Below are 25,042 nucleotides of genomic sequence, written 5' to 3' on the forward strand. Positions count from 1 at the left end.
GGCGCCAGGCGGAGAAAGGCAGGAAACGCATGGAACCGATCAATGTCGCCCTGGTGGGCCTTGGCTGGTGGGGCCGCAAGATCGCGGTCACGCTCGACGGCAATGCCGCGATCCGCATTGCCCGCGCGGTGGAGGTGAATGCGGAGGCGGCAGCAAGCTTCAAGGCCGCGCATCCGGTGCCCGTCACCGATCGGCTGGAGGAGGTGCTAGGCGACTCCACGATCGACGCCGTGTTGCTGATCACGCCGCATAGCCTGCATGAGGAGCAGATCGCCGCCGCCGTGCGTGCCGGCAAGCATGTCTTCTGCGAGAAGCCGCTGGCGCTGACGCGCGCGGGAGCCGAGCGGGCGGTCACGCTCTGCCGCGATGCCGGCCTCGTCCTCGGCATGGGGCATGAGCGGCGGTTCGAGCCGCCGATCGCCGAGATGCTGGCGATGGCGGGCGAGGGCCGGCTTGGCCGGCTACTGCAGATCGAGGCGAATTTCAGCCACGACAAATTCCTCACCCTCGATCGTGGCAATTGGCGGCTCAAGCCCGAACAGGCGCCGGCCGGCGGCATGACGGCAACCGGCATTCACTTGACCGATCTCGCGGTCAAGCTCATGGGGTCGGCGCGCGATGTGACGGTGACCTGCGAGCGCCTCGCCTCCGACCTTCCGTCGGGCGATACGATGAGTGCCTATGTGCGCTTTGCGAGCGGCGGCACGGCTTATATCTCGGCGACGCTCGCGACCCCCTTCTTCTCACGCTTCGCGCTCTTCGGCACCGAAGGCTGGATCGACGTGCGGGACCGTGCGCATGTCGAGGCGCCGGACGGTTGGGTCGTCACCAAAGGAATGAAGGGTGGGCCGATCACGGTCGAGGAGGTCGGCAAGGCGGAGCCGGTCGTTGCCAATTTCGAGGCCTTCGCCCGCGCCGTGCGTGGCGAAGCCGCTTATCCCATCACGGGCGCCGAGATGATCGACAATATCGCGCTTCTGGAGGCGATCGTGCGGGGCGCGGGCTCGGGCCGGACGGAGACCGTTCAACCGGAGGAGAGGAACGCAGCATGAAAGCGCTCGTTTTCGAGAAGCCCGAGCATCCGGTGGTGCGCGAGGTGGAGATGCCGCGCATTACCGAGAATGAGGTTCTGCTGCGGCTGCGCGCCGTCGGCATCTGTCATTCGGATTACGAACTGCTCGCCGGTCGCTACATCATTCCGATCAGCTATCCCGTCACACCGGGGCATGAATGGTGCGGCGAGATCGTCGAGGTCGGGCGCAATGTGCGGAACTTCACGCCCGGCGAGCGGGTGGTGGGCGAATGCGTGGTGCGGCTGCCCGATCGCGTCCACCATTTCGGCTTCTCGCTGGACGGCGCGGACCGCGAATATTTCGTCGCCCGCCCCGAATGGCTGCACAAGCTGCCCGAGACGATCGACGACGGCACAGCCTCGCTGATCGAGCCCTTCACCTGCGGCTTCTACGCCGTGCGGCGCGCCGGCGGCACGGATGCGAGCGAGACCGTCGTCGTCTCGGGCGGCGGCACCATCGGCCTGGTCTCGGCGGCGGCCGCCATCGGCATGGGCGCGCGCGTCATCGTGATTGACCCGCTTCCCCATCGGCGGGAAGCGGCGATGAAGCTCGGCGCCGCCGAGACGATCGATCCCGGTGCGGGCAATACGGTCGATACCGTCCTGCAGATGACGGGCGGCCGGGGCGCCGATGTCGTCGTCGAAGCATCCGGGCATGATGCCTCGCTCGGCATCGTCTTCGATCTCGTGCGGGAAGAGGGGCGCATCTCGATGGTCGGGATCAATATCGGGCGGCAGGTCTCGTCGCATCTCGGCAATATCCAGATGCGCAACCTCACCGTGCGCGGCTGCATCGGCTCCCCCGGCGTCTGGCCGGATGCGATCCGCTTTCTGGAGCGCACCAGGCTCGATCTTTCGCCGATCCGCACGCATGAATTTCCGCTGGCGGAGAGCGTGGAGGCCTTCAGGCTCGGCGCGCAGGCGGAGAAGTGCATCAAGGTCACGCTGCGCAACGGCTAGGGCAGGGATGGCGGGGATATGGGACGTCTGTCCGATCGCGTGATCATCGTCACTGGCGGTGCCTCGGGGCTTGGCGAAGGCATCGCGCGCCGCGCCGCGGCCGAGGGCGGCCGTGTGGTGATCGCCGATCTCGACCAAGCGAAGGCCGAGGCGGTTGCGGCCTCCTTGGGTGAGGAGGCGATGGGCATCGCCGTGGATGTCGCGGAGCGCGGCCAGGTACGCGCGATGGTGGAGGCGGTCGCCGCGCACTTTGGCGGCATCGATGTGCTCTTCAACAACGCCGGGGTGAACAAGCCGCTGCCCTTCCTGGAGGTTGATGAGGCAAACTTCAACGACATCATGCGGGTCAACGCCCTCGGCGTGATGATCGGCATGCAGGAGGTCCGTCGGCACATGCAGGCGCGCGGCCGCGGCGGCAAGATCATCAACACGGCGTCCATCGCCGGGCGCCAGGGCTATGCGGAATTCGCCCCCTATTGCGCGAGCAAGGCGGCCGTCATCTCGCTCACCCAGGCGGCAGCACGGGAATTCGCGCCCGACAAGATCACGGTGAACGGCATCGCGCCCGGCGTCGTCGTAACACCCCTCTGGGACGGTCTGGAGCGCGACATGATCGATAAGGGCGTGATCCAGAAGAAGGGCGAGTTCATCGAATCCTTCTCGGCCGGCATTCTGATGGGCAGGCCCGCGACGCCGGATGATCTCGCAGGCGTCTGCGTCTTCCTGGCCTCGGCCGATTCGGATTACATCACCGGCCAGATCATCATGTGCGACGGCGGCATGGTGCTGGTGTGACGATAGAGAGGAAGCATTGATATGGCGAAGTCAGCACTGATTGCGGGCGTCAGCGGGATCGTTGGCAACAATCTCGCGCGCTGCCTGGTGGCGGAGGGTTGGCAGGTTTTCGGCCTGGCGCGGCGCCCCGGCGCGATCGCGGGCATGACGCCGATTGCCGCCGACCTGCTCGACCCCGCTTCGCTGAAAGCCGCCCTCGGCGGGCTGAAGCCGAGCCATGTCTTCATCACCACCTGGATGCGCCAGCCGACGGAAGCGGAGAATATCCGCATCAATGCCGGCATGGTGCGCAATCTCCTCGAAGCGGTGGCACCCGCGGGTAGCGTGGAATGCGTCTCGCTCGTCACCGGCCTCAAGCATTACCTCGGGCCCTTCGAAGCTTATGGCAAAGGTAAGCTGCCCGAGACGCCCTTCCGCGAGGAGCAGGGTCGGCTCGACATCGACAATTTCTACTATGCGCAGGAGGACGAGGTCTTCGCCGCCGCCGCGCGGCACGGGTTCGGCTGGACCGTGCATCGCCCGCACACCATCATCGGCTATGCCATCGGCAATGCCATGAACATGGGCGTGACACTCGGCGCCTATGCCACGATCTGCCGCGCCTATAACCGGCCCTTCGTCTTCCCGGGCTCGGCGGTGCAATGGACGAGCCTCACCGACATGACGGATGCGCGGCTGCTCGCGCGGCATCTGCTCTGGGCGAGCACCACGCCCGCCGCGCGCGACCAGGCCTTCAACGTCGTCAACGGCGATGTCTTCCGCTGGAGCTGGATGTGGGGCCGGCTTGCCGCCTATTTCGAGCTGGAGCCGGTGGCGCCGCCGCCCGGGGGCCTGCCGCTGGAGAGGCAGCTGGCGGATGCCAAGCCGCTCTGGGCGGAGCTTGCCGCCCGGCACGGCCTGGCCGAGCCCGATCTCGGCGTGCTGGCTTCCCCCTGGCACACGGATGCCGATCTCGGCCGCCCGATCGAGGTGCTGACCGATATGTCCAAGAGCCGCCGGCTCGGCTTTCTCGACTATCAGCCGACGGAGGATTCCTTCCTCGATCTCTTCGCCGAGCTTCGCCGCAGCCGCATCCTCATCTGAAGCGGCGCGGCGGCCTCATCGCCGCAGCGGCGGCCGGGCCTGCGCCTGCCGCCGCTCCCAGCCGAGGCGCGCGAGTTCTGGGGTTTCGCTCTCTTCCGCCGGAAAGCCGAGGCAGAAATAGCCGATGAAGAGCCAATCCCGCGGCACGTCGAGGCTGCGGGCGGCAGCTTCGGGATCGAGGATCGAGACCCAGCCGAGGCCGATCCCTTCGGCGCGGGCGGCGAGCCAGAGGGTATGCACCGCCATGACGGCGGAATAGGCGGTGGTTTCCGGCATCGTCTGCCGGCCGAGGCCATGGCCCTGGGCGGGGTCGCTCTCGGCGAAAACCGCGAGATGCACGGGCGCCTCGTCGAGCCCGGCGAGCTTGAGGCGGGCATAGAGCGCGGCCTGGCCCTCGGCCTGGGCGGCCAGCGCCGCGGCATTGGCCTCAGTGAAATTGGCGCGGATGGCGGCGCGGCAGCCGGCGCTTTCCACCAGCACGAAGCGCCATGGCTCGGAGAGGCCGACCGAGGGGGCGAGGCAGGCCGTCTCCAGCAAGCGGGCGAGCAGGGCTGGAGCAACCGGATCAGGCTTGAAGTGCCGCACATCGCGCCGCCAGCGGAACAGCGCCATCAGCCGGCCGCGGAACGCCGCGTCGAAGACAGGAGAGGGGGTGGTCTCGTCGCCCGCCATCGCATCCGCTCGCTCGCAGGGCGCATCCCGCACGCCTGGCGCGCGCGATCGGCCCTCTCGGTTCTTGTCGTCGCGAGCGGCCCGGCGCGGCCGGATCTCCCGAAAGCCGTCCGCGCCCGTTCTGCGCTCGCGTGGCGGTAGAAGCACGCCGGGGCCCGCTTGTCACGAGAGGGCGGGGAGCGGCTCAGCCGAGGAGGGCCGCGAGATGATCGTTGAGGAAGCGGCCCGCGGGGTCGAGGCTGCGGCGGAGCGCGCGGAATTCCTCGCCGCGCGGGTAGAGGGCGGGCACGTCCGCGCGGTCGAGGAAGTGCATCTTCCCCCAATGCGGGCGGGAGCGGAAGCCGCGCAGGATCGCATCCACATCCCGCAGGAAGGGCCAGTAATCCATCCCCGGGCCGCCGGAGACGGAGAGGGTGATGCTGTCCTGCTTGTAGAAGGGGCTGATCCAGCCATTGTCGCCCGCCGTGAAGCGGTATTCGATCGGGTAGATGCAGTTTGTATGCTTGGTCAGCATCAACTCCCGCACCGCGCGCACGGCCGCCTTTCCGTGTTCGAGCGGGACGGCATATTCGAGTTCGACGAAGTTCGGCACGTATTCGATCGGATAGACCTCCGAGCTATAGGCGATGGTCTCGAAGTCGGACTTCATCGGCGGCGCATCGGTGATGTCCATCACCTTCATCTCGCAGACGTCCGCCGTCGCGCGTGTGGTGCTCAGCGGCGCCGCGGCGGTATCGGCCAGGCAATAGAGATGCCGGCTTTCCGGCACCGGGCACCAGAAGAAGCCGAAATGCCGGTGGCGGGCAGCGAGGTCGTCATGCCGCTCCATGCAGGTCTCGAAATCGTCCCGCCACAGCCGCTCATGCAGATTGTAGGCGGGCATGACTTTCAGCGTCAGCGCCGAAATCACACCGAGGGTGCCGACCGAGACGCGGGCGGCATCCAGCATCTCGGTCTCGTCCTCGCCGATCTCCCAGATCGTGCCATCGGCTTTCACGATGCGCAGGCCGGCGATGGCGGAGGCCATATTGCCAAGCGCGAGCCCGGTGCCATGCGTGCCGGTGGTCAGCGCGCCGGAGACCGCCTGGCTATCGATATCGCCCTGGTTGATGAGGGAGAGCCCATGCGCCTTCAGCGTACGCCCGATTTCGTGGATAGGGGTGCCGCCGGCGACCGTGATGCGCTGCTTCGCCGCATCCACCGCGAGGACGCCGCGCAGGTTTTCGAGCGAGAGCAGGAGCCCCCCCGTGCCGACGACGGGGGTGAAAGAATGGCCCGAGCCGGAGACGCGGAGCTTGAGATCCCGCTTCGCCGCTTCCGCCACGAAGCCCTGCAACGCGGCTTCGCTTGAAGGCGCGCCCTTATGGGCCGGCACGCAATACTGGTTGCCGACCCAGTTGCGCCAGAGCCCACCCTTCTCAAACTCCATGGCGGAGGCCTCCCTCAGACGGCGGTGAAGCAGTTGTCCACGAAAAGATGCGTGCCGTTGACGAAGCTCGCCTCGTCGCTCGCGAGGAACAGCGCGGCGCGCGCCACTTCGATCGGCTCGCACATGCGGCCTTGCTGGGCGGCGAGTGCTGCCTCGGACACATCGACGCCGTAGCCCGCCAGCGCATCGACCTCCCGCATGCCGTGGGCGGTGCGGATGAAGCCGGGGCAGACGGCGTTGCAGCGGATGCCGCGATCGCGAAATTCCACGGCGATGGCGCGGGAGAACATATGCACCGCGCCCTTGGTGAGGCCGTAGAGCACCTCCATCGGCGTCGCGGCGACCGCCGAGATCGAGGAGGTATTGACGATCGCGCCGCCGCCCGCCGCCAGCATGCCGGGCAGCACGGCTTGCGTCATCATGAACATCGAGCGGACGTTCACATCCATCAGCCAGTCGTATTCCTCCATCGTGGTCTCGAGGAAGGGTTTCACGACGATCGAGCCGGCATGGTTGAAGAGCACGGTGGGCGCGCCGAAAGCCGCGGCGGCGGCGGCGACCGCCGCTTCCACCTCGGCCTTCTGTGAGACATCCGCGCGGGCGAAAATCGCCTCGCCTCCGGCCGCGCGGATTTCGGTGGCCAGCGCCTCGCCCATCTCGGCCTGGCGATCGACGATTGTGACGCGGGCACCTTCGGCCGCGAAGAGACGCGCGGCTTCCGCCCCGCATCCGCCTGCACCGCCCGAGACGAGGGCGCTGCGCCCCGTGAACCTCGCTTGAGCCATCACGCCTCTCCTCAATCCCCGGTCTCGCCGATCGCGGCTTCGGCAGCGGCGATCTCGGCGCGGCGGCGCGCGATTTCTTCGCCGATCGGCGGACCCTTGAAGCGCCGGCGCTCCACTCCGAACCAGACGATCGCCGTCAGCACCAGGAAGGCGAGGGTGATCCAGAGGGCGTTCTCATTCGGCGGCTGCACGCCGATGAAGAAGATGAGCACCATGCTGATGATGGAGAGCACGGCGAAGAGCCGGTACCACTGGCCGATATCCCAGGGCCCCATCTCCCGCCACTTGGTGCCGTAGCCGATGAGGCCGAGGGTGATGGGCACCGTGAAGCAGAGGAAGAGGAATATGACCGTGACGGAGACGATCGTGGTGTAGAGCGAGGTATAGGCGGTAAAGGCGACCGCGAGGACGGAGGCCGTCCAGATCGCGGCGACCGGCGTGCGGAACTTGGGGCTCACCCGCTTGAGGAAGTTCGAGCCCGGCAGCCCGCCATCGCGCGAGAAGGCGAAGATCATGCGGGACGCCGAGGTAACGGTCGCGAGACCGCAGAGGAATTGCGAGGCCAGGATGACGAGGTAGAGCAGGATCTTGATCGGCGCCGGGACGACTTGATCCATCATCCAGAAGAACACGTTCCAGCCTTGGGCGGCGGCCTTGTTCATGTCGGGGATGGCGATCACGATGGCGATGAGGAAGAACCAGCCGAGCAGGCTGGACCAGAGGACGGAGCTGACCATCGCCCGCGGCACGCTATGGGCCGCACGACGGGTTTCCTCCGAGGTATGGGCAGAGGCGTCGTAGCCGGTGATGGTGTAGATCGGCAGCAGCAGGCCGAGCAGGAAAAGCATGGAGGCGTGGCCGGTCTTGGGCCAGACGCCGCCGCCGGGATCGCCGCTGTAATTGTGGAAGGTCCAGAGGCGCGAGAAGTCGTAATGCGGCGCGAAGGCAAAGCAGACGATGGCGAGCGCGATCGCGCCAAAGAAGATGAGATAGCCGCTGAAATCCGTGAGCAGGCTGGTCAGCCGGATGCCGCGATGGTTGATGATTGCCTGGGCTGCGGTGATGAGGATGACGAAGACCAGCTGCTGGATATAGGTGCCCGAAAGGTGCAACGCCGGGCCGAAGGCGCCGAGGAAGAAGCCCCAGGTGCCGACATTGATGGCGCCGAGCACGGTGACGAGCCCGATGAGGTTCAGCCAGGCGGTGAGCCAGCCGGAGCCGCGATTGCCGAGGATCGAACCCCAGTGATAGAGGCCGCCGGCCGTGGGATAGGCGGAGGCGATTTGCGCCATGGCGACCGCGAAAACGCCCGAGATGATGCAGCCGAGCGGCCAGCCGATGCCGATCGAGGCGCCGCCGACGCCGCTGATCCCTTGGGCGAGCGAATTGATGCCGCCCGAGAGGATGCAGATGATCGAGAAGCTGATGGCGAAATTCGAGAACCGGCTCATCCGCCGTTCAAGTTCCTGGGCATAGCCCATGCCGTGCAGAACCTTGACGTCGTGATGCTTGTCGGTGTCGCTGTAGTGGTCGTCGCCGCCCGGTTGGCGCGCCATAAGCCTCTCCTGCCTCTGCTGTTGCCGAAAACAAACGTTATGCTGGCAGCGCATGTCAGACCGGAGCAATATCCCCAAAGGGACATGCGAGTCTGTTGCGGCATGATCCTTGCTGAACTCGGCTAAGGTGGCGAGGAGAAGACGAGGGTGACTCTGGCGCGGGCGGAGATGCGGGCGGATGATGCGGCGGCCGGCCTCGCGATGTCGCTAGCCACCTGGCCCGAACATATGGCCGAGATCATGGCTTGCCTCGGCCAGGAAGATCTGCCCCGCGCGTTGGACCGCAGCCTCGCCCGCCTCGTCTCCTTCGATATGACGGTCATTTTCGCCTATCCCGACGGCGCCGAGCCGCTCTATCTGCATGATGGCTTCTACGGCCACGTTCCCGGCCAGGCCTTGGGGCGCTACCTATCCGGCGCCTATCTGCTGGACCCGTTCTATACCGCCTGCGCGCGGCGGGTGCGCCCCGGCCTCTACCGCATGCGGCAACTGGCGCCCGATGCCTTCTTCGCCGGCGAATACGTCAATTCGCCCGAGGTCCATCCCTGCATCTCACTGGAAAGCGGGTCGCTCGCCGAGGAGATCGGCTTCATGGTGCCGCTCGCTGCCGGCTTCATGGCTTCCTATTCGCTCATGCGGCGGCATGGCCGCCCAGCTTTCAGCGAGGCCGAAATCGGCCTGCTGCGCCATGTCGAGCCCGTGGTGCGGCAGGCGATCCAGCTGCATTGGCGGGATTTGCCGGTGCCGGGCGCCAAGGCGCCAGCATCCCGGCGCAGCTTCGGCTCCGGCCTGGAACGGGCCTTCGAACAATTTGCCGAAGGCTGCCTGAGCCCGCGCGAGCAGCATATCGTGCAGCTCGTCCTGCGGGGCCATTCCACTCATTCGATCGCCGATCAGCTCGGCATCGCCGAAGGCACGGTGAAGAACCATCGCAAGAGCATCTATGCCAAGCTCGGCATTTCGAGCCAGCAGGAGCTTTTCGCCCGCTTCATCCGCCATCTCTTCGGCTGAGCGTGGCGGCAATCGCCTCCGCCAGGGGCGTGTGGGGCTCGGCGCCCAGTTCGGCGACGAGGGCGCGATTGTCGAGCAGGACCTCCTCCCGCCAGAGGTAGCGCATCTCGATCAACTCGCGCATGACGGTCACGAAGGGCGCGGCGGCATAGACGAGCGCCCATGGGAAGGCGCGGACGGGCAAGCCGCCGCCGATGCCGGGGGAGAGCGCTTCCGCCATGCCGCACCCCTGCAGCACATGGCCCGCGAAATGGAAGCGGGCTTCCGCGGGAAGGCTCCGCTCCCGCTCGGCAAGGAGCGCGATCGTCTCGGCCAGATCGGGCAGATAGGCCCAGGCATGGCGCGTGCCCGGCCGTTCCGGCGTGCGGATGGCGCGGAGCGGCTTGCCGTTACCGAGCATGACGGTACTCACCCAGGAACTTGGCGCGCCCGGGCCGAAGAAGTCTCCGGCGCGGACGATGAGCGTGCGCAGCCCAGATCGGGCGGCGGCCTTTGCCATCATCGCCTCCATCTCGACGCGGATCGCGCCTTTCCGCGTGCGCGGGTGCTGCGGCGCGTCTTCCGCCGCGCGACCCCAGGCATCCGGTCCATAGACATAGACGGAACCCGGATAGATCAGCCGCGCCCCCGCGCTTTGCGCAGCGGCGATGGCGTTCGCCAGCATCGGCACCGCGAGTCCGCGCCAGTTGCGATAGCCCGGCGGGTTGGCGCCGTGGAAGAGGATGGTGGCACCCTCCGCCGCCCGGCGCATGTGCTCCGCATTCATCGCATCCCCGGTGATCCATTCGATCCTGCCGCCCTCGGCGGCTGCGGGCGCGGCTGCGCGCGGCTTTCGCGTGAGCCCCCGCACGCGCCATCCCCTCGCCAGCAGGGCCTCGGCGACGGCGCCGCCGGCCCCGCCGGTGGCTCCGGTAACGAAGGCGATCTTCTGAACCTCGGGCATCTCACGCTCCTGTTTCCTGACAGGGCTCAATCTCCTCCCGGGATTGCCCAAGAAGAATTGCCTAACTTTCTAGCAGAGCTATACAAGAATGTATGACAGACCCGGATTGGACCCTCTGGCGCTCCTTCCTCGCCGTGCTGGAGACGGGCAGCCTCAGCCAGGCCGCGCGCCGGCTTTCGCTGACCCAGCCGACCGTGGGGCGACATATCGATCTGCTGGAAGCGGCGCTCGGCGCCGTGCTCTTCACCCGGGCACAAACCGGGCTGCGGCCGACGGCGCTGGCCCTCGGCCTTTCTCCCCAGGCGGAGGTGATGGCGGCGGCCGCAGCCCAGCTCGCCCGCATCGCCTCGGGCGAGGCCGGCCGCGCCGAAGGGCGGGTGCGGCTGACGAGCAGCGAGTTCATGGGGCTTGCCGTCCTGCCGCCGATCATCGCGCGGTTCCAGGCGCTTTATCCGGCCATCGAAATCGAACTCGTGATGACGGATCGCAACCTCGATCTCCTGCGTGGCGATGCCGATCTCGCGGTGCGGAACGTGGCGCCGAGCCAGGCGGCGCTGCTCGTCCGCCGCGTCGGGCTCGTGCCGATCGGGCTCTTCGCCCATCGGGATTACGCGGCGCGCTGCGGCCTGCCGGAAAGTCTGGACGGGTTGCAACAGCATTCGCTGATCGGGCGGGAGGAATATGCCGAGCGCATCGAGGCCCTGGCAGGGTTGAGCTTGCGCTTCGGCTTCTCCTGCCCGAGCGATATCGGACTGCTCGCGGCCTTGCGGGCCGGTTGCGGCATCGGCGCCTGCCAGCGCCCGATCGCGGCGGCCGATCCCGCGCTCATCCCCGTGCTGCCCGAGATCGACGTGGCAGAGGTCGGCATCTGGGTCACGATGCATGAGGACAGGCGCAGCCTGAAGCGGCTCCGCCTGCTCTTCGATCATCTGGTGACCGCACTCGGCGCCTATGTCGGCGGCGGATAGGGGTGCTCAGCCTTGCGGAAAGGCGCCGAGCCAGCCGAGGCCATCGGTCGTCTTGCCCGCCGGGCGGTATTCGCAGCCGACGAAGCCCCGGTAGCCGAGGCGGTCGAGCTCCGCCATGACATAGGTGAAATCAAGCTCGCCCGAATCGGGCTCGTGCCGGTCCGGCACGCCGGCGATCTGGACATGCCCGATGATCGGCATCATCGCGCGCAAGCCCATCACCACATCCCCGTGCAGGATCTGGCGGTGATAGATGTCGAACTGAAGCGCCAGATGAGGCAGGCCGAGCGCGCCGATCAGCGCCGCCGCAGCATCGAAATCATTGAGGAAATAGCCCGGCATGTCGCGCTTGTTGATGGGTTCGAGCACGAGCGTGATGCCCTCGCGCCCCAGCCGATCGGCGGTTTCGGCAACCGCCGCGCGATAGGCGGCCGCGGCCTCGGCGTCTGCCCGGTCGGCGATTCCGGCCATCAGATGCAGGGTGCGGCAGCCGGTTTCGGCGGCATAGGCAAGCGCCGTCTCGGTCCCGGCGCGGCGCTCCTCCGCGCGGGCGGCGAAGGCGGCGATGCCGCGCTCGCCCTTCGCCCAATCGCCCGGCGGCAGGTTGAAGAGCGCCTGGGTAAGCCCCGCCCGGCGGAGGGCGGCGCCCACCGCCTGCGGCGGATGCTCGTAGGGGAAGAGGTATTCGACGGCGGTGAAGCCCGCATCCGCCGCCGCCTGGAAGCGGTCCAGAAAGGACCACTCGGTGAACATCATCGAGAGATTGGCGGCGAAGCGGGGCATCTGTCTTTCTCTTTCCTGCTCGCCGCCGGCGGCGGTTGGCCGCCGGGCAAGGCCGCGCGGATCAGACCTTCTCGACCTGGCTGAATTCGAGATCGACCGGCGTCGAGCGGCCGAAGATGGAGACGGAGACCTTCACCCGGCCCTTCTCCTCGTCCACCTCCTCCACCGTGCCGTTGAAGCTGGTGAAGGGCCCATCCGCCACGCGCACCTGCTCGCCCACTTCGTAGACCACGGAGGGGCGCGGACGGTCCACGCCTTCCTGGGCCTGCTTCATGATGCGGTCTGCTTCCGCCTCGGTGATCGGGCTCGGCTTGTTGCGGTTGCCGAGGAAGCCCGTGACCTTGGGCGTATCCTTGACCAGATGCCAGGCCTCGTCCGTCAGCTCCATCTTCACCAGCACGTAGCCGGGGAAGAACTTGCGCTCGGCATTGACCTTCTGGCCGCGGCGAACCTCCACCACCTCCTCGGAGGGAACGAGGATCTCGTCGAAATGATCGGCGAGGCCCTTCTGCGCCGCCTGCTCACGGATCTGCTGGGCGATCTTCTTCTCGAAGCCGGAATAGACGTGGACGACGTACCATCTCTTTGCCATGACGAAGCTTTCCTTACGAGCCGCTGCCGAACAGGGCGCGCACGCCGAGACCGATGATCTGGTCCGCGGCGAAGAAGAAAAAGGAGGCGATCACGGCCATGCCGATCACCATCGCGGTGGTGATGAGGGTTTCCTTGCGGGAGGGCCAGGTCACCTTCGACGCTTCGCTCCGCACCTCGCGGAGGAATCCCAGAGGATCGAAGCTCACAGCCGCCAGACCTGCACGGAGAACGTCTTCAAGCGCATACCAGTTCCTGAAACAGCAGCGCCGGCCCGCGGTGCTAGTCGCCGGCCGGTGCAATGACCCGCCTGGCAGGGGTGGAGGGTCTCGAACCCCCAACCTCCGGTTTTGGAGACCGGCGCTCTAGCCAATTGAGCTACACCCCTGCATGCCCGGCGAGAGACGCTACACACATTTTGCCGCAGCCCCTGTCAAGCCCTGGCACGCATAACGCGGCCGAACCCCGCGATGACGGAATATCCACATGACGCTCTCTTCACAATCTCGCATGCAGAAGGATCGGGGAAGTTCCCTATCTAGGGAGCACCGGAATATCAGGGCCGCCCGCGCGCCGGGTGGCGTCCGCGTTTGAAGCATAGGAGTTACCCAGCATGAACCGCCGTCTCCGTCTCCGCTCCGCGCTCGCCGTCGCCCTTCTCGCCGGCAGCGCGCTCGGTGGCTATGCCTTGACCTATCCGAGCCTGGCCAACGCGGCCCAGGCGGCGGTGGGCACCGATGTGAGCCTGCCGCCCGTCGGCACGACGCCGCAGGTGCTGCCCGATTTCACCGAACTCGCGGCCCGGGTGAAGCCGGCGGTGGTGACGATTTTGGCCGATCTCAACGCCGCCCAGGCCGCGCCCGAGAGCGTCGGCGGCGGGGACCAGGGCGGCCAGGGTGGGCCTGGTGGCCAAGGGCCCGGCGGCATGCCCTTTCCGCTGCCCTTCCCCTTCAACATGATGCCGGGCGCGCCGGGCATGGGCATGCAGCCGGTGCAGCCGCGGATGATCGAGGCCGCGGGCTCGGGCTTCATCATCAACAGCAATGGCACGATCGTCACCAACAACCACGTGATCCAGGGCGCCAAGACCATCACGGTCACGCTGTCGGACGGCACGCGCCTGCCGGCCAAGCTCATCGGGCGTGATCCTTCCACCGATATCGCAGTGCTCAAGGTCGATGCCAAGCACCCGCTGCCCTATCTCGAACTCGGCAATTCCTCGAAGGTCGAGACCGGCCAGTGGGTCGTCGCCATGGGCAATCCCTTCGGCCTTGGCGGCACGGTGACGGCGGGTATCGTCTCGGCCGAGGGCCGCAATATCGGCGATGGCCCCTATGACAGCTTCCTGCAGATCGACGCGCCCATCAACAAGGGCAATTCCGGCGGCCCGCTGTTCGACCAGCAGGGCGAGGTGATCGGCATGAATACGGCGATCCTCTCGCCCTCCGGCGGTAGCATTGGCATCGGTTTCGCGATCCCCTCGGATACCATCAAGCCGGTGGTCGCCCAGATCCTCAAGGATGGCCACGTCACCCGCGGCTTCCTCGGAGTCGAGGCGCAGTCGATCAGCCAGGGCATGGCCCAGGCGCTGCACCTGCCCGGAAATGGCGGCGGCACCCTGGATGGCGCGCTGATCGCCCAGGTCGAGCCGAACAGCCCGGCCGAGCACGCGGGTCTGCAGCCCGGCGATGTTATCGAGAAGGTCAACGACACGGTGATCCATACGCCGCGTGACCTCGCGGTGACGATCGCCGGCATCGCCCCGGGCGACAAGGCGCATCTGACCATCGTGCGGGATGGCAAGGAGCAGCAGATGACGGCGCAGATCGCCCTGCTGAAGGCCAAGGTGGCGGAGAACGGCAAGGCCGGCCCCGCCACCAGCCAGGGTGGTGTCGGCCTGGCGCTCGAACCGCTGACCCCGGATCTGCGCAGCCAGCTCGGCGTGCCCGATGGCATGAATGGTGCGGTGGTGGCCGAGGTGCGCCCCAATTCGCCGGCCGACCAGGCGGGTATTCAGCAGGGGGATGTGGTGCTCGGCGTCAACAGCGCCACGATTTCAAGCCCCAACCAGGCAGCAACCGCGATCCGCGCCGCCCTGCAGAATGATCACGGTGCCGTCGCGCTGCGTATCCTGCGCCAGGGCCAGCCGATCTATGTCGCGATCACGCCGGATAAATCCGCCGGCTGAGGGCGCGACGCCGCTGAGACAAAAGAACCCGACCGCGGCATTCGTCGCGGCCGGGTTCTTTTTTGCGCGAAACCGTGCTGAGGTTCATGATGGAAATGATCGGGGCGGCACGGCCGAAGAGCGTGGCGGGCCCCGGCGAGCTTTGGGGAGGAGATCATGAAAGCAACGGTTCTTGAGGAAGTGCGCCGCCTGCAGCTGCGCGAGATCGCGGTGCCGACCGAGGTTGGCCCCGGTGAGGTCAAGATCGCCATGAAGGCGGTCGGCATCTGCGGCAGCGATCTCCATTTCTACTTGCACGGCCATATCGGCCCCTTCTGGGTGAAGGAGCCGATGATCCTCGGCCATGAAGGCGCGGGCCAGGTGATCGCGGTCGGCGAGGGGGTCAAGACCCTCGCGGTCGGCGACCGGGTGGCGATGGAGCCCGGGATTCCAGACTGGACATCCAAGGCCTCCCAGCTCGGCCTCTACAACCTCGACCCCGCGGTGCGCTTCTGGGCGACGCCGCCGGTGCATGGCTGCCTGGTGCCCGAGATCGTCCATCCCGCCAATCTGACCTTCAAGCTGCCGGACAATGTGAGCTTCCAGGAAGGCGCCTTCGTGGAGCCGCTCGCGGTCGGCATGCAGGCGGTCTCCAAGGCGCATATCCTGCCCGGGCAGACGGCCGTGGTGCTCGGCGCCGGCACCATCGGCATGATGGTCGCCCTCTCGGCGCTCGCCGCCGGGGTTTCCCGCGTCATTATCACCGATGTGCAGAAGGAGAAGCTCGCGATCGCCGGGGGCTACGAGAATATCGTGCCGGTGAATGTCGCGGAGGAAAGCGCGGCCGAGCGGGTGCGCGCGCTCACCGATGGCTGGGGTGCGAATGTGGTGTTCGAAGCTTCCGGCAGCCCGCATGCCTTCAAGGGCATGTTCGATCTGCTCTGCCCCGGTGGCTGCGTCGTGCTCGTCGGCATGCCGCCCAAGGAGGTGGCGCTCGATGTCGTCGCCGCCCAGATCAAGGAAGCGCGGATCGAGACGGTGTTCCGCTACGCCAATCTCTACCCGAACACCATCGCGCTGCTCGGCTCCGGCAAGGTGGATGTGAAGCCGCTGATCTCACGCACCTTTCCCTTCGAACAATCGGTCGAGGCCTTCGAATTCGCCGCCCAAGGCGCGCCGGACGTCGTCAAGACCCAGATCGTCTTCTGAGCGGGGCAGGGCAGATGAGCGTGTCGGAGCGTTTTCTGCTGGCGGGCCGCACGGCGCTGGTGACGGGGGCTTCCAAGGGCATCGGCACCGAGCTTTGCCGGGTGCTCGCCGAAGCCGGGGCCGATATCGTGGCGGTGGCGCGCGATGGCGCGGGGCTCGCCGAGGTCGAGGCTGCCGTTTCCGCCCTCGGCCGCCGCTGCCTCGTCCTGCCCGCCGATCTGGCGCAAGCCGAGGCGGTGGAGGCGGCGGGCCGCGCCGCACTCGCCGCCTGGGGGACAATCGATATCCTCGTCAACAATGCCGGCATCAGCATCCCGGCGAGCCTCATCGAGCAGACGCCGGCGGAGTGGGATCTCATCCAGGCGGTCAATCTGCGCGCGCCCTGGCTGATGGCGCGCACGCTGGTGCCCGCGATGATCGCCCAGAAGGCGGGCAAGATCGTCAATGTCAGCAGCCAGACGAGCGCTGTCGCCCTCGTCGAGCATGGCGCCTATGCCGCCTCCAAGAACGGGCTCAACGGGCTCACCAAAGTGATGACGGCGGAATGGGCGCGCCACAACATCCAGTGCAACACCGTCTGCCCGACGGTGACGATGACCCCCATGGGCCAGCAGGTCTGGGGCGATCCGGCGAAGCTCGGGCCGATGGTCGCCAAGATCCCGGCGGGCCGCGTGGCGCAGACGGTGGAGGTCTGCGACGTCATCCTCTTCCTCTGCTCCCAGGCGTCCGACATGATCAACGGCCAGGATATCTTCGTCGATGGTGGCTATACGGCGCTGTGAGCGAGGGTGGCACCGGCCGAGCTGGCCGGTGCCACCGCCTCACCCCTGCCGCCCGAGTTCGTAGAGCGCGACGGCGCAAGCTGCCGAGACGTTGAGGCTTTCCATCGCACCCGGCATCGGCAGCATGGCAAGCTCGTCGCAGGATTCGCGCGTCAGCCGGCGCAGCCCCTCGCCTTCGCCGCCGAGCACGAGGGCGACCCGCCGGCCGGCGAAGGCCGGGCCATGCAGCGCCTGCTTGGCTTCCGCATCCAGGCCCACCACCCAGCGATCGGCCGATTTGAGGAGCGCGATGGTGCGGGCGAGGTTGACGGCGCGCAGCAGGGGCACGGTCTCCAGCGCGCCCGAGGCGGCCTTGGCGAGCGAGCCGGTTTCCTCCGGCGCGTGGCGCTCCTGCAGGATGACGCCGGCGGCGCCGAAAGCGGCGGCCGAGCGCAAAATGGCGCCGATATTGCGCGGGTCCGTCACCTGATCGAGGAGGAGGACCGGGCCGGGCCGCTCCAGCACTTCCGGGAGCGTCAGCTGCGGCAGCAGATCGGCGAGCAGCGCCACCCCCTGATGCACGGCATCGCGGCCGAGGGTCTGGTCGATCCGCTCGTGCGCCACGGTTTCGGGCTGGATCGCCCAAGGGGGGGGCAGGCGGGCGGCGAGGGTGGCGGCGGCTTCTTCGGTCACGAGCAGGCGGCGGAGGCGGCGGAGCGGATTGGCCAGGGCCGCCGCGACCGCATGCTGGCCGTAGAGCCAGACGGCGCCCTGCGGCGCCGCGGCGGTGCGCGGCGCGCGGGTGATGGGGGCGGGGGCCGCATCCTGCGTCTCGCCTGCGGGGAGTTGCAGGGGCGCCGCAGGGCGAGTTGCCGGATAGCGCGTGCCCGGCTGGTCGGCGCGCGGGCGCTCGGCATGGGTGCCTTCGCTCCCCCGACGGTCTTTCGCGTGGCGGGTGGCCGCCGGGCGCTCGGCATGGGTGTGCTCCCCGCCCTGGCGGTCATGCGTCGGGCGCGCGGTCGCCGGGCGGCCGGCGCGGGGAGAGTCGGTGCGGGCTTGGCTGGTGCGCGGGTAATCCGCGCGCGGGCGATCGGAGCTTGAGCGATCGGAGGTTGGGCGAGCGCCGCTTCGCCGCTCCCCGCCCAGGGCATGGCTGCCGCCGAAGCCCTGGCGGGTGGCGCCCGTTTTACCGGAAGCCGGCTTGCCGAACCGGCCTGCCTGCCCACCTTCCGCCCGAGGCTCGGCGCGGTTCGCCACGCGGCTGCCGCCGCTTCGATCCGGACGGCTGTCCTGGCGGGCCTCAGGGCGCGCTTCGGCGCGGCTTGGGGCCTTCTGGCCGCCAGCCCGGCCGCCACCTGCATAACCGGCCGAGGGCGGCCTCTGGCTTTGGCCGGCGGGCTTGCTGCCGGGCCGGGCAGCGCGCGATTTGTCTGAACGAGGCGGTTTCATGCGATGTTCCCGCGAGGCGCGTCATCCGGCCCCGGCAAAAGATTTATGGCTCGCTTCCCATAGCCTTCGTTGACAAGCGCGGGCAAATGAGAGATTTCCACCGCCACGCCGGAGGGGTGCCCGAGTGGCTAAAGGGGACGGACTGTAAATCCGTTGGCGCACGCCTACGTTGGTTCAAATCCAACCCCCTCCACCATCACCCAGGGCCAAGCGCAGCGCAGTGCCTGGCTTGCCCGGGGCGCCTGCGCTGAACGCGCACCCCCGATCTTCGCCAAACCGTGTTCTGTGCAATTGCATTGTGGCCGGGGCTTGCCGGCCATGCCGCGATCCGCGGCGCGCCCACGGCCGCCTCCTGCACGCCCACGGGCCGGAGAGCGCCGGGCCGTGATAGGCAGGCCCTGCTTCAGGGGCGGTCGGCCAGTCTTTCCCGGCGGATTTCATGCTCGGCGAAGACACGCTCATGCGGATCGAGTTGGTTTTTCGCACGATATTCGAAGCCCTCGCGCGAGCGCGGCAGAAGCTGCACGATCGTATAGATGCCGCGGCGTACGTATTTGTTCGAATCGTCGGCGATGACGACAACACGATCGCCTTTGACGAAGACCGGCGCTGGAGTTGGCATTCTCATTCCATTCTCAAAATGGCAATGTCGGCCCCGGCCGATCGCCGAAGATCGCGGAGCCGATCGGGCAACAAAAAAGGCCGGGAAATCCCGGCCTTTTCAAACGATCATGAAGCGATGCCAGTACATCCGTGGTCATCGCTTCATTGTCGTTGTAAGATTACGCGGTCTTGAGGTTCTCGGCCGCCATCTTGCCGCTCCGGCTATTGCGGATGGCGTCGAAGGTCACCTGCTGGCCTTCATTGAGGCTGCGCAGGCCGGCCTGCTCGACGGCGGAGATGTGCACGAACACGTCCTGCGAGCCATCATCCGGCTGGATGAAGCCAAAACCCTTGGTCGCGTTGAACCACTTAACAGTTCCATTGGCCATGACGATTTCCTTTCAATCGTTCATAAACAAGCTCGTGCAAAACCATGCGAGCTCTTCACGGGTCGATTTTGAAGGAGAACATCGTCGTCGCAGTAGCGCGGAAACAAACATCATCAGCAAGATCGATAAGCCTCTATATCGTCCAATGCAGAATAATTGCAAGCCAATTCGCGCACGGCGTGCTTGTTGCGCAGCACGGGCGATCCATCGCATTCTCGGGTGGCAATCATGCGGGGCGCCGCCGCATGCGCGAAGCATGCGACAAGCGTCGCAGGCTGATGATGCGCCTTCACCGCAGGCAAAGATTGAAAGAAAAATTCATGCAGGACGGATCAGCCTTTCCGCAAGGAGATGCCCAGTTCGACGGCTATTCGGTGCATTTCTCAATCAACGTGCATGGCGAGGAGGTGTGCTGCGCGATCTCCCTCGCGGCGCTTGATTCGATTTCCGGCGATCGCCGGCGGCAGAAGACGCATGTGCTCGCCAGCTTCGATACGCATCGCGACCGTATTCTACGCATCGCGCAGACGCTTTATCTGCGCAGGCCAGAAAGCGTGGACGGCACAATTCGCGTGTGGGAGAACGATGTCGAGGATGATGGGCTCGGTGAATAGCTAGAGCAGATCGCCGCCCGCGCGCCGCCAGGGCCTGATGCGCGCGATCGGGAAAAGCACTGCGCCCTGCCACGGCACAGGATCGAAGAGCGGGGCGAGCAGGCGGCGGATGACGGCCGAGAGCTTTTCCGGCTCCGGCGCATCGGCGAGCGTGGCGGCAAAGGTCGCGCGATGCAGCCGGAAGGCGCGGCCGAGCCCGTCCAGCCCGTACCGCAGCCGGGCCGCGGTTTCCACGAGGCAGGCATCCCCCGCCGCGAACCCGGCCTGCCGGTTGATCTCGCCAAGGTTCTCCAGCCGGATGGCCATCGCCGTCGCCCTTTCCCCCGCTTCACCGCGGGCGAGCAGCGCTTCGGCGAAAGGCCCGCGGCCGGGCAGGCCGGTCAGCGCATCATGGCCGGGCAGGCTGCGGGCCGCCCGCCAGGCGGCGCGCTCCTCCGAGACATCGCGCTTGGTGCCGATCAGCCGGCGCGGCGCCAGGCCGCTCGCGAACAGCTTGCCGTCGATCCGGATCCAGCGGCGGGTGCCGGAGCCGGCCCAGATGGCCGCCTCCAGGCTGAAGCTACGGCCGGATTGCAGCGCGAAGCCGCGCAGCACCTCCAGCCGCTCGCGTGAGCCGTCGCCATAGCGTTCGAGGATACGCGGCCGCTTGAGCGGCGTTGCCTGTGGCATGCCGAAGAGATCATAGACCGCGCCCGACCATAGCAGCGTTTCGCGCGGCAGTTCGCAGCGCCACAATCCGGTTGTCCCCGGACCCGCCGCTAGGGCCGGCTTTGCCTCCGCTGACATTGTTCAGACCAATCGTTACACAGTCTTTTTTGGATCCTCGATCCATGGACGCAATTATTGCCGCAGGCCAGGGAAAACTGCACCCCCGGCGGGCGGCGTCAGCCTCGGCAACTGACCAGGAGCGAGCGCTGGAACGGGTTCAGGACGGTCGCCCGCAGATCGCGAGAGAGCACGGTATAGCCGGTCGGGCAGGCCCTGGCCGCCTCGGCATAGCAATCGTTGAGGCTATGCTGGATGCCGCTGCATTGCACCGCATAGGCCGTCTGGCCCCCTGGCAGCGCCACCGGTCTCGCGCTCGTGCAGCCGGCCAAGAGGAGGAGGCCCAAGAAGGCTGGCAGGCAGCGGAGGGCCGCCTCTCCGCGATGTTTCTGGCGCACGAAAGGCCTCCTCCCGCTGGTTTTGCCGATGACCGAGCGGAATATTAAACGCCGCGCCCGGCCGCGTCCTCTCACTTTGGTGTGCTGCATCTGCCCCTCCCCCAAAGGCCCTGCCCGCCCTGCCCAGCCATTGGACAAGCGTGACGTTTCGTTGCATTTCATCCGCGCAGCGGCGGGCGCTGAGTGGGCACGGAAGCGATGGTCTGTGAGGGTGGAATGGGGCTGAGCGGCGAGACGGGGGCTGCATGGCGGATCGCGGTACTAATCCCCTGCTATAACGAGGCTGTGGCGATCGGGGGCGTCGTGCAGAGCTTCCGCGAGGCGCTGCCCGAGGCCCGCATCTACGTCTATGACAATAATTCCTCGGACGAGACGGTGGCGCGCGCGCAGGCCGCCGGTGCCGTGGTGCGGACGGAGCGCCGCCAGGGCAAGGGCTATGTCGTCTGCCGGATGTTCGCCGATATCGAGGCCGATATCTATGTGCTGGTGGATGGCGATGGCACCTATGAGGCGGCTGACGCGCCGCGCCTGGTGGCGGCGCTGATCGACGGCCAGCTCGACATGATCACCGGCACGCGCGTCGATACCGCGAAAGAGAGCTATCGGCGCGGCCACCGCTTCGGCAACCGGATGTTGACCGGCCTCGTCGGCGCGATCTTCGGCAACGGCGTCGCCGACATGCTCTCCGGCTACCGGGTGTTCAGCCGTCGCTTCGTCAAATCCTTTCCGACGCTCTCTGTCGGTTTCGAAATCGAAACGCAATTCACCGTGCATGCGCTGGAACTCGACATGCCGCTCGGCGAAGTGGCGACGCGCTATCGCGAGCGGCCGCAAGGGTCGGTCTCAAAGCTGCGCACCTATCATGACGGGTTTCGCATCCTGCGCACGATCGTGGCCCTGGTGCGCGATGAGCGGCCGCTGCAATTCTTCATGATCGCGGGGGCGGTGATCCTGCTCTTCGCGTTGCTGCTCGGCCTGCCGGTTGTCGTGCATTTCTTCGAAACCGGGCGGGTGCCGCGCCTGCCGACGGCCGTGCTCTCGGCCGCCCTCGTCGGCGTCGCCTGCCTCTCGGCGGTTTGCGGCCTCGTGCTCGATTCGGTGCAGCGCGGCAGGCGGGAGGCGAAGCGGCTTGCCTATCTGGCTATTCCGGCAGTCACCGGCCGAGGGTGAGGTGATGGCAGTTTCGTCCGAAGCGGGGCGCCACCAGCGGCCGGCCGGCTGGCATCCCCTGTTGTCGCGGCTCTATCTCGCGCCGCTTCTGCTCTGGCTCGTGTGGGATTTCGTGCCCCGCTTCTTCCAGGGTGATTCGGTATCCTACCTCTCGACGCAGATCGACCACTGGGTTCCTCCGGACCGCTCATGGGAATTCGGGCTCTTCGTCAACTTCCTTTTGCGGCGCACCCATGGGCTCACCGTCTTCATGCTGATCCAGATCGGCGTGCTGGTGGTGCTCGTGGAAGGGGCAAGGCTGCTGTTTCCGGCATGCCGCGCAGGGCGCGCAGCCTGGGCGCTGGGGGCGTTTCTCATCGCCCTCGATCCGCTGATCGAGATTTATACCCGCTTTTATATGAGCGACTTCCTGGCGATGGCCGGCTTCCTCGGGGCGACGGGCGGGCTTGTGCTGGCGCTCCGCCAGGAAAGCGCCGCGGGCGGCCGCGCCGCTGGCCTCGCCCTCATCATCCTCGGCAGCTTCGTCGCGGTCGTCTTTCGCGTGGCCTATGCGCCGATCGCGTTGCTCACCATGGCACTCGCCGCCGTCCTCATGTGGCGATACCTGACGCGCCGCGGCTGGCTGATCCTGCTTCTGGCGGCCTGCCTGCCGGTGCTTGCGGTCGGGGCTGTCGCCGGCGCCAACCGCGTGATGTTCGCCCGGCAGTTCCCGGGCGAGACCTTCGTGACGAAACTATCCGGCGTGTTCCTGGCCGGCGTCTTCGCCCCGGCTCTGTCCGAGGTCGATTTCAAACACGCCGGCATCCCGATCACGCCGCAGGAGTTCAAGCAGCTTGATCTGCCGAACTACGAAAAGCGCGTGATGCAGGTCTGGGGGCATGAGCACAGCGACCTGCAACAACTCATCAAAGACAATCTCCATACCAGCGGAGATTATTCCGCGACGGTCGATCGGGCGGCGTCCCGCCTGGTGATGAGCGCGTTCCGGCGCGATCCGCTGGCCTTCGCCCGCGTGTATCTCGTGGGTCTCGCCGATTTCGCGAAACCTCGGGAGTGGCGTCTGCAGGTGCCGGGCGAGATGGGTTTGACGCGTACCCTGCCCGACTATTTCCTCAGCCTGGTCAACCGCTACTCGGTTCTGAAGATCACGCCGGACATGACGACGATCCGCTCCGCGCTGATCCGGGCCTACCAAGCGACGGCCGGGCTTTATCCCATCCAGCTGCTCCTCGGCTTCCTGGCCGGCGTGCTGCTGCTGATCCGGTCAGGGCCGAAACCCAGCGTGGCGCTGCCCTTCGCGGCCTTTTGCGCGGATCTGGCCGCCGCCCCGCTCTACGAGAACTACCTCATCGCGCGCTATGTCCTGGCGGCGATCTTCCTCGGCTACCTGCTGATCGGCATGGCGGCCGGGAGCTTTCTGCGCAAAACACCCGCGCCGGAATGAGCGCCGCTCAGCCGGCAAAGGCTGGCGGCGTCTCGCGTTCGTCAGCCGGCCCGCCCTGTTCGGGCGCGATCGGGGCGCCCACCAGCGCCGCGTAGCAGAGGGCGGCGAGGATTGCGACGGCACCGCCGACGTAGAGCGCCCAGGCGAAATCCCCCGTCGCCTTGACGATGAAGCCGGTGACGAGCGGGGCCAGCGCGCCGCCGAGATAGCCGCCGAAATTCTGGATGGCGCCGAGCGAGGCGGTGCAGTTGCTCGGCGCCGCGACAGCGGCCATCGCCCAGGCCGTGCTGCTGCATACATAGGAGAGGAAGAGCGCGCCCGAGATGAAGACGAGGGCGAGCGTCGTGCTCGGCATCGCCGCGGTGAGCGCGATGCAGAGGCCCATGCCGGTGAGCGCCACGAGCATCGGCGTCTTGCGGCTGCCCATCGGCGAAAAGCCGCGCCGCACCAGAAGATCGACCATCCAGCCGCCGAGCAGCGCGCCGACCACACCCCAGAAGAAGGGGATGGAGCCGAGCAAGCCGGTTTTGGCGATGCTGATATGGCGATCGTGCTCCAGATAGAAGGGTAGCCAGGCGGTGAAGATCCAGAGGCCGTAGATCGTGCCGAAATAGCCGACCATCAGCCCCCAGGTGGTGCGGAAGGTGAAGAGGCGCCGCCAATCCGCCCAGGTGTTGCGCTGGGCGTGGCCGGTCTCGTCCCCCTCGGTCAGATAGGCGCGCTCCTCGGCAGTGAGCGCCACCTGCAGCGGGTCGCGATGGGTGATCCACCAGATGAGGGCGAGCACGATGCCGGCGATTCCCATCAGCGCGAACATCCAGCGCCAGTCGAAGGCGAGCATGAGTCGGGTGAGCAGCGGGATGGCGAGGAAGCTGCCGAGGGAGGAGGCGCAGTTGAACACGCCGCTCGCGGTGCCGCGGCCGCGGATGTTGAACCAATCCCGCACCACCCGCGCGCCGGAGGGGAATTGCGGCGCCTCGCCAATGCCGAGCAGGATGCGGGCGCCGATGAACTGCCCGAAGGAGGAGACGATCCCGCCGAGGATCTGCGCCACCGACCAGAGGAACATCCCCGCACCCAGCAGCAGCCGCGGGCCGAAGCGATCGATCAACCCGCCTACCGGCAGCTGCGCGAAGGCATAGGACCAGAGGAAGGCCGAGAGCAGGATGCCCATGCCGGAGACCGAGATGCCAAGATCGTGCTGGATGCGGATATTGCCGACCGAGAGTGTGGCGCGGTCGATGTAATTGACGACGCCACTGAGCACCAGCAGGGTTAGCGCCGAGCCCTGGATGCGGCGGATGCGGCGCGAGGCGGGGGGAGCGGCGGGTGCTGCTGCGGCGGTCTCGAATCGCGAATCGGACATTGCGTGGTCTCCCTCATCCCGCCTGTTGCCGCGGGTTTGCGCAGCCAAGCATGGGGGAA

The 25,042-nt window shown here is 67.2% G+C and carries 26 protein-coding genes and 2 tRNA genes; 13 read left to right on the forward strand and 15 right to left on the reverse strand.

Annotated features, from left to right (window positions below):
• Nucleotides 1-29 precede the first annotated feature (29 nt).
• The 4 genes from ACYQ7X_RS05870 to ACYQ7X_RS05885 are packed head-to-tail and all read left to right on the forward strand — an operon-like array spanning nucleotide 30 to nucleotide 3,910.
• A complete protein-coding gene (locus ACYQ7X_RS05870; protein WP_459695929.1) occupies nucleotides 30-1,052 on the forward strand; it encodes a Gfo/Idh/MocA family protein in 1,023 nt (340 codons plus the stop codon).
• Entirely contained in the window at nucleotides 1,049-2,032 is a 984-nt protein-coding gene (locus tag ACYQ7X_RS05875) for a zinc-dependent alcohol dehydrogenase (protein WP_459695930.1), read from the forward strand. The genes ACYQ7X_RS05870 and ACYQ7X_RS05875 overlap by 4 nt, the downstream gene beginning before the upstream one ends.
• An 18-nt stretch (nucleotides 2,033-2,050) precedes the next feature.
• Nucleotides 2,051-2,827: an SDR family NAD(P)-dependent oxidoreductase gene (locus ACYQ7X_RS05880; RefSeq protein ID WP_459695931.1), complete on the forward strand. Its 777-nt coding sequence runs from the start codon at nucleotides 2,051-2,053 to the stop codon at nucleotides 2,825-2,827.
• Nucleotides 2,828-2,848: 21 nt separating this feature from the next.
• Nucleotides 2,849-3,910: an SDR family oxidoreductase gene (locus ACYQ7X_RS05885; RefSeq protein WP_459695932.1), complete on the forward strand. Its 1,062-nt coding sequence runs from the start codon at nucleotides 2,849-2,851 to the stop codon at nucleotides 3,908-3,910.
• A 15-nt stretch (nucleotides 3,911-3,925) separates the two neighbouring features.
• Here ACYQ7X_RS05885 and bluB read toward each other — a convergent pair whose 3' ends face one another.
• The 4 genes from bluB to ACYQ7X_RS05905 all read right to left on the reverse strand — a co-directional run bounded on the left by bluB (nucleotide 3,926) and on the right by ACYQ7X_RS05905 (nucleotide 8,352).
• Nucleotides 3,926-4,582 carry a 5,6-dimethylbenzimidazole synthase gene (gene bluB, locus ACYQ7X_RS05890; RefSeq protein ID WP_459695933.1) on the reverse strand — a complete coding sequence of 219 codons (657 nt, stop codon included), beginning with the start codon at nucleotides 4,580-4,582 and terminating at the stop codon, nucleotides 3,926-3,928.
• Nucleotides 4,583-4,766: 184 nt separating this feature from the next.
• Nucleotides 4,767-6,011, reverse strand: coding sequence for a D-arabinono-1,4-lactone oxidase (locus ACYQ7X_RS05895; protein ID WP_459695934.1), 1,245 nt, complete (start codon nucleotides 6,009-6,011; stop codon nucleotides 4,767-4,769).
• A 14-nt stretch (nucleotides 6,012-6,025) separates the two neighbouring features.
• Entirely contained in the window at nucleotides 6,026-6,796 is a 771-nt protein-coding gene (locus ACYQ7X_RS05900; protein ID WP_459695935.1) for an SDR family NAD(P)-dependent oxidoreductase, read from the reverse strand.
• Between the two features lie 11 nt (nucleotides 6,797-6,807).
• Complete coding sequence (locus tag ACYQ7X_RS05905) at nucleotides 6,808-8,352, reverse strand: amino acid permease (protein ID WP_459695936.1); 1,545 nt, start codon at nucleotides 8,350-8,352, stop codon at nucleotides 6,808-6,810.
• Between the two features lie 147 nt (nucleotides 8,353-8,499).
• On the opposite strand from ACYQ7X_RS05905, the gene ACYQ7X_RS05910 reads away from it, so the two are divergent.
• Complete coding sequence (locus tag ACYQ7X_RS05910) at nucleotides 8,500-9,363, forward strand: response regulator transcription factor (RefSeq protein ID WP_459695937.1); 864 nt, start codon at nucleotides 8,500-8,502, stop codon at nucleotides 9,361-9,363.
• On the opposite strand, the gene ACYQ7X_RS05915 is transcribed toward ACYQ7X_RS05910, so the two are convergent.
• Nucleotides 9,341-10,306, reverse strand: a complete 966-nt coding sequence (locus tag ACYQ7X_RS05915; protein ID WP_459695938.1) for an NAD-dependent epimerase/dehydratase family protein — start codon at nucleotides 10,304-10,306, stop codon at nucleotides 9,341-9,343. The genes ACYQ7X_RS05910 and ACYQ7X_RS05915 overlap by 23 nt on opposite strands.
• Before the next feature lie 92 nt (nucleotides 10,307-10,398).
• On the opposite strand from ACYQ7X_RS05915, the gene ACYQ7X_RS05920 reads away from it, so the two are divergent.
• Nucleotides 10,399-11,274: a LysR family transcriptional regulator gene (locus tag ACYQ7X_RS05920; protein WP_459695939.1), complete on the forward strand. Its 876-nt coding sequence runs from the start codon at nucleotides 10,399-10,401 to the stop codon at nucleotides 11,272-11,274.
• Between the two features lie 6 nt (nucleotides 11,275-11,280).
• Here ACYQ7X_RS05920 and otnI read toward each other — a convergent pair whose 3' ends face one another.
• From otnI to ACYQ7X_RS05940, 4 genes are all read right to left on the reverse strand, one after another.
• Nucleotides 11,281-12,057, reverse strand: a complete 777-nt coding sequence (gene otnI, locus ACYQ7X_RS05925; protein ID WP_459695941.1) for a 2-oxo-tetronate isomerase — start codon at nucleotides 12,055-12,057, stop codon at nucleotides 11,281-11,283.
• A gap of 61 nt (nucleotides 12,058-12,118) precedes the next feature.
• Nucleotides 12,119-12,649, reverse strand: coding sequence for a transcription termination/antitermination protein NusG (gene nusG, locus ACYQ7X_RS05930; protein WP_459695942.1), 531 nt, complete (start codon nucleotides 12,647-12,649; stop codon nucleotides 12,119-12,121).
• 13 nt (nucleotides 12,650-12,662) lie between these two features.
• Nucleotides 12,663-12,857, reverse strand: coding sequence for a preprotein translocase subunit SecE (gene secE / locus ACYQ7X_RS05935; protein ID WP_459695943.1), 195 nt, complete (start codon nucleotides 12,855-12,857; stop codon nucleotides 12,663-12,665).
• 102 nt (nucleotides 12,858-12,959) lie between these two features.
• Nucleotides 12,960-13,036, reverse strand: a tRNA-Trp gene (locus ACYQ7X_RS05940).
• Nucleotides 13,037-13,261: 225 nt separating this feature from the next.
• Here ACYQ7X_RS05940 and ACYQ7X_RS05945 point away from each other — a divergent pair.
• From ACYQ7X_RS05945 to ACYQ7X_RS05955, 3 genes are all read left to right on the forward strand, one after another.
• Nucleotides 13,262-14,836, forward strand: coding sequence for a Do family serine endopeptidase (locus ACYQ7X_RS05945; RefSeq protein WP_459695945.1), 1,575 nt, complete (start codon nucleotides 13,262-13,264; stop codon nucleotides 14,834-14,836).
• Between the two features lie 153 nt (nucleotides 14,837-14,989).
• The gene (locus tag ACYQ7X_RS05950; RefSeq protein WP_459696026.1) at nucleotides 14,990-16,024 is read left to right on the forward strand and encodes an NAD(P)-dependent alcohol dehydrogenase; all 1,035 of its coding nucleotides are present in this window, start codon (nucleotides 14,990-14,992) and stop codon (nucleotides 16,022-16,024) included.
• Nucleotides 16,025-16,038: 14 nt separating this feature from the next.
• Entirely contained in the window at nucleotides 16,039-16,806 is a 768-nt protein-coding gene (locus ACYQ7X_RS05955; RefSeq protein WP_459695946.1) for an SDR family NAD(P)-dependent oxidoreductase, read from the forward strand.
• 39 nt (nucleotides 16,807-16,845) lie between these two features.
• On the opposite strand, the gene rlmB is transcribed toward ACYQ7X_RS05955, so the two are convergent.
• Nucleotides 16,846-17,637: a 23S rRNA (guanosine(2251)-2'-O)-methyltransferase RlmB gene (gene rlmB, locus ACYQ7X_RS05960; RefSeq protein WP_459696028.1), complete on the reverse strand. Its 792-nt coding sequence runs from the start codon at nucleotides 17,635-17,637 to the stop codon at nucleotides 16,846-16,848.
• Between the two features lie 707 nt (nucleotides 17,638-18,344).
• Between rlmB and ACYQ7X_RS05965 the strand changes: the two genes are divergently transcribed.
• Nucleotides 18,345-18,430, forward strand: a tRNA-Tyr gene (locus tag ACYQ7X_RS05965).
• A 207-nt stretch (nucleotides 18,431-18,637) separates the two neighbouring features.
• Here ACYQ7X_RS05965 and ACYQ7X_RS05970 read toward each other — a convergent pair.
• Together ACYQ7X_RS05970 and ACYQ7X_RS05975 are read right to left on the reverse strand one after the other, a co-directional pair.
• A complete protein-coding gene (locus ACYQ7X_RS05970; RefSeq protein WP_459695947.1) occupies nucleotides 18,638-18,856 on the reverse strand; it encodes a hypothetical protein in 219 nt (72 codons plus the stop codon).
• Between the two features lie 160 nt (nucleotides 18,857-19,016).
• Nucleotides 19,017-19,226: a cold-shock protein gene (locus tag ACYQ7X_RS05975; RefSeq protein ID WP_459695948.1), complete on the reverse strand. Its 210-nt coding sequence runs from the start codon at nucleotides 19,224-19,226 to the stop codon at nucleotides 19,017-19,019.
• A gap of 68 nt (nucleotides 19,227-19,294) precedes the next feature.
• Between ACYQ7X_RS05975 and ACYQ7X_RS05980 the strand changes: the two genes are divergently transcribed.
• Nucleotides 19,295-19,840, forward strand: a complete 546-nt coding sequence (locus ACYQ7X_RS05980) for a DUF1488 family protein (protein WP_459695949.1) — start codon at nucleotides 19,295-19,297, stop codon at nucleotides 19,838-19,840.
• On the opposite strand, the gene ACYQ7X_RS05985 is transcribed toward ACYQ7X_RS05980, so the two are convergent.
• Both ACYQ7X_RS05985 and ACYQ7X_RS05990 read right to left on the reverse strand, forming a co-directional pair.
• On the reverse strand, nucleotides 19,841-20,575 hold the full coding sequence (locus ACYQ7X_RS05985) for a diguanylate cyclase domain-containing protein (protein ID WP_459695950.1): 735 nt from the start codon (nucleotides 20,573-20,575) through the stop codon (nucleotides 19,841-19,843).
• A gap of 149 nt (nucleotides 20,576-20,724) precedes the next feature.
• Complete coding sequence (locus tag ACYQ7X_RS05990; protein ID WP_459695951.1) at nucleotides 20,725-20,910, reverse strand: hypothetical protein; 186 nt, start codon at nucleotides 20,908-20,910, stop codon at nucleotides 20,725-20,727.
• Nucleotides 20,911-21,219: 309 nt separating this feature from the next.
• Between ACYQ7X_RS05990 and ACYQ7X_RS05995 the strand changes: the two genes are divergently transcribed.
• Nucleotides 21,220-22,173, forward strand: a complete 954-nt coding sequence (locus ACYQ7X_RS05995) for a glycosyltransferase (protein ID WP_459695952.1) — start codon at nucleotides 21,220-21,222, stop codon at nucleotides 22,171-22,173.
• Between the two features lie 4 nt (nucleotides 22,174-22,177).
• Nucleotides 22,178-23,617 carry a hypothetical protein gene (locus ACYQ7X_RS06000; RefSeq protein WP_459695953.1) on the forward strand — a complete coding sequence of 480 codons (1,440 nt, stop codon included), beginning with the start codon at nucleotides 22,178-22,180 and terminating at the stop codon, nucleotides 23,615-23,617.
• A gap of 7 nt (nucleotides 23,618-23,624) precedes the next feature.
• On the opposite strand, the gene ACYQ7X_RS06005 is transcribed toward ACYQ7X_RS06000, so the two are convergent.
• Nucleotides 23,625-24,983, reverse strand: coding sequence for an MFS transporter (locus ACYQ7X_RS06005; protein ID WP_459695954.1), 1,359 nt, complete (start codon nucleotides 24,981-24,983; stop codon nucleotides 23,625-23,627).
• Nucleotides 24,984-25,042: the final 59 nt, after the last annotated feature.

The sequence above is a fragment of the Acidisoma sp. C75 genome (assembly GCF_054665095.1).

Excerpts from the sequence above, each read along its gene's own strand:
- ACYQ7X_RS05975 (WP_459695948.1), bottom strand. The coding sequence starts at position 19,226 with ATGGCCAATGGAACTGTTAAGTGGTTCAACGCGACCAAGGGTTTTGGC.
- ACYQ7X_RS06005 (WP_459695954.1), bottom strand. The coding sequence starts at position 24,983 with ATGTCCGATTCGCGATTCGAGACCGCCGCAGCAGCACCCGCCGCTCCC.
- ACYQ7X_RS05900 (WP_459695935.1), bottom strand. The coding sequence starts at position 6,796 with ATGGCTCAAGCGAGGTTCACGGGGCGCAGCGCCCTCGTCTCGGGCGGT.
- ACYQ7X_RS05995 (WP_459695952.1), top strand. The coding sequence starts at position 21,220 with ATGGGGCTGAGCGGCGAGACGGGGGCTGCATGGCGGATCGCGGTACTA.
- ACYQ7X_RS05945 (WP_459695945.1), top strand. The coding sequence starts at position 13,262 with ATGAACCGCCGTCTCCGTCTCCGCTCCGCGCTCGCCGTCGCCCTTCTC.
- ACYQ7X_RS05895 (WP_459695934.1), bottom strand. The coding sequence starts at position 6,011 with ATGGAGTTTGAGAAGGGTGGGCTCTGGCGCAACTGGGTCGGCAACCAG.
- ACYQ7X_RS05905 (WP_459695936.1), bottom strand. The coding sequence starts at position 8,352 with ATGGCGCGCCAACCGGGCGGCGACGACCACTACAGCGACACCGACAAG.
- ACYQ7X_RS05915 (WP_459695938.1), bottom strand. The coding sequence starts at position 10,306 with ATGCCCGAGGTTCAGAAGATCGCCTTCGTTACCGGAGCCACCGGCGGG.
- ACYQ7X_RS06000 (WP_459695953.1), top strand. The coding sequence starts at position 22,178 with ATGGCAGTTTCGTCCGAAGCGGGGCGCCACCAGCGGCCGGCCGGCTGG.
- ACYQ7X_RS05920 (WP_459695939.1), top strand. The coding sequence starts at position 10,399 with ATGACAGACCCGGATTGGACCCTCTGGCGCTCCTTCCTCGCCGTGCTG.
- ACYQ7X_RS05880 (WP_459695931.1), top strand. The coding sequence starts at position 2,051 with ATGGGACGTCTGTCCGATCGCGTGATCATCGTCACTGGCGGTGCCTCG.
- bluB (WP_459695933.1), bottom strand. The coding sequence starts at position 4,582 with ATGGCGGGCGACGAGACCACCCCCTCTCCTGTCTTCGACGCGGCGTTC.
- ACYQ7X_RS05955 (WP_459695946.1), top strand. The coding sequence starts at position 16,039 with ATGAGCGTGTCGGAGCGTTTTCTGCTGGCGGGCCGCACGGCGCTGGTG.
- otnI (WP_459695941.1), bottom strand. The coding sequence starts at position 12,057 with ATGCCCCGCTTCGCCGCCAATCTCTCGATGATGTTCACCGAGTGGTCC.
- ACYQ7X_RS05970 (WP_459695947.1), bottom strand. The coding sequence starts at position 18,856 with ATGCCAACTCCAGCGCCGGTCTTCGTCAAAGGCGATCGTGTTGTCGTC.
- nusG (WP_459695942.1), bottom strand. The coding sequence starts at position 12,649 with ATGGCAAAGAGATGGTACGTCGTCCACGTCTATTCCGGCTTCGAGAAG.
- ACYQ7X_RS05885 (WP_459695932.1), top strand. The coding sequence starts at position 2,849 with ATGGCGAAGTCAGCACTGATTGCGGGCGTCAGCGGGATCGTTGGCAAC.
- ACYQ7X_RS05875 (WP_459695930.1), top strand. The coding sequence starts at position 1,049 with ATGAAAGCGCTCGTTTTCGAGAAGCCCGAGCATCCGGTGGTGCGCGAG.
- ACYQ7X_RS05870 (WP_459695929.1), top strand. The coding sequence starts at position 30 with ATGGAACCGATCAATGTCGCCCTGGTGGGCCTTGGCTGGTGGGGCCGC.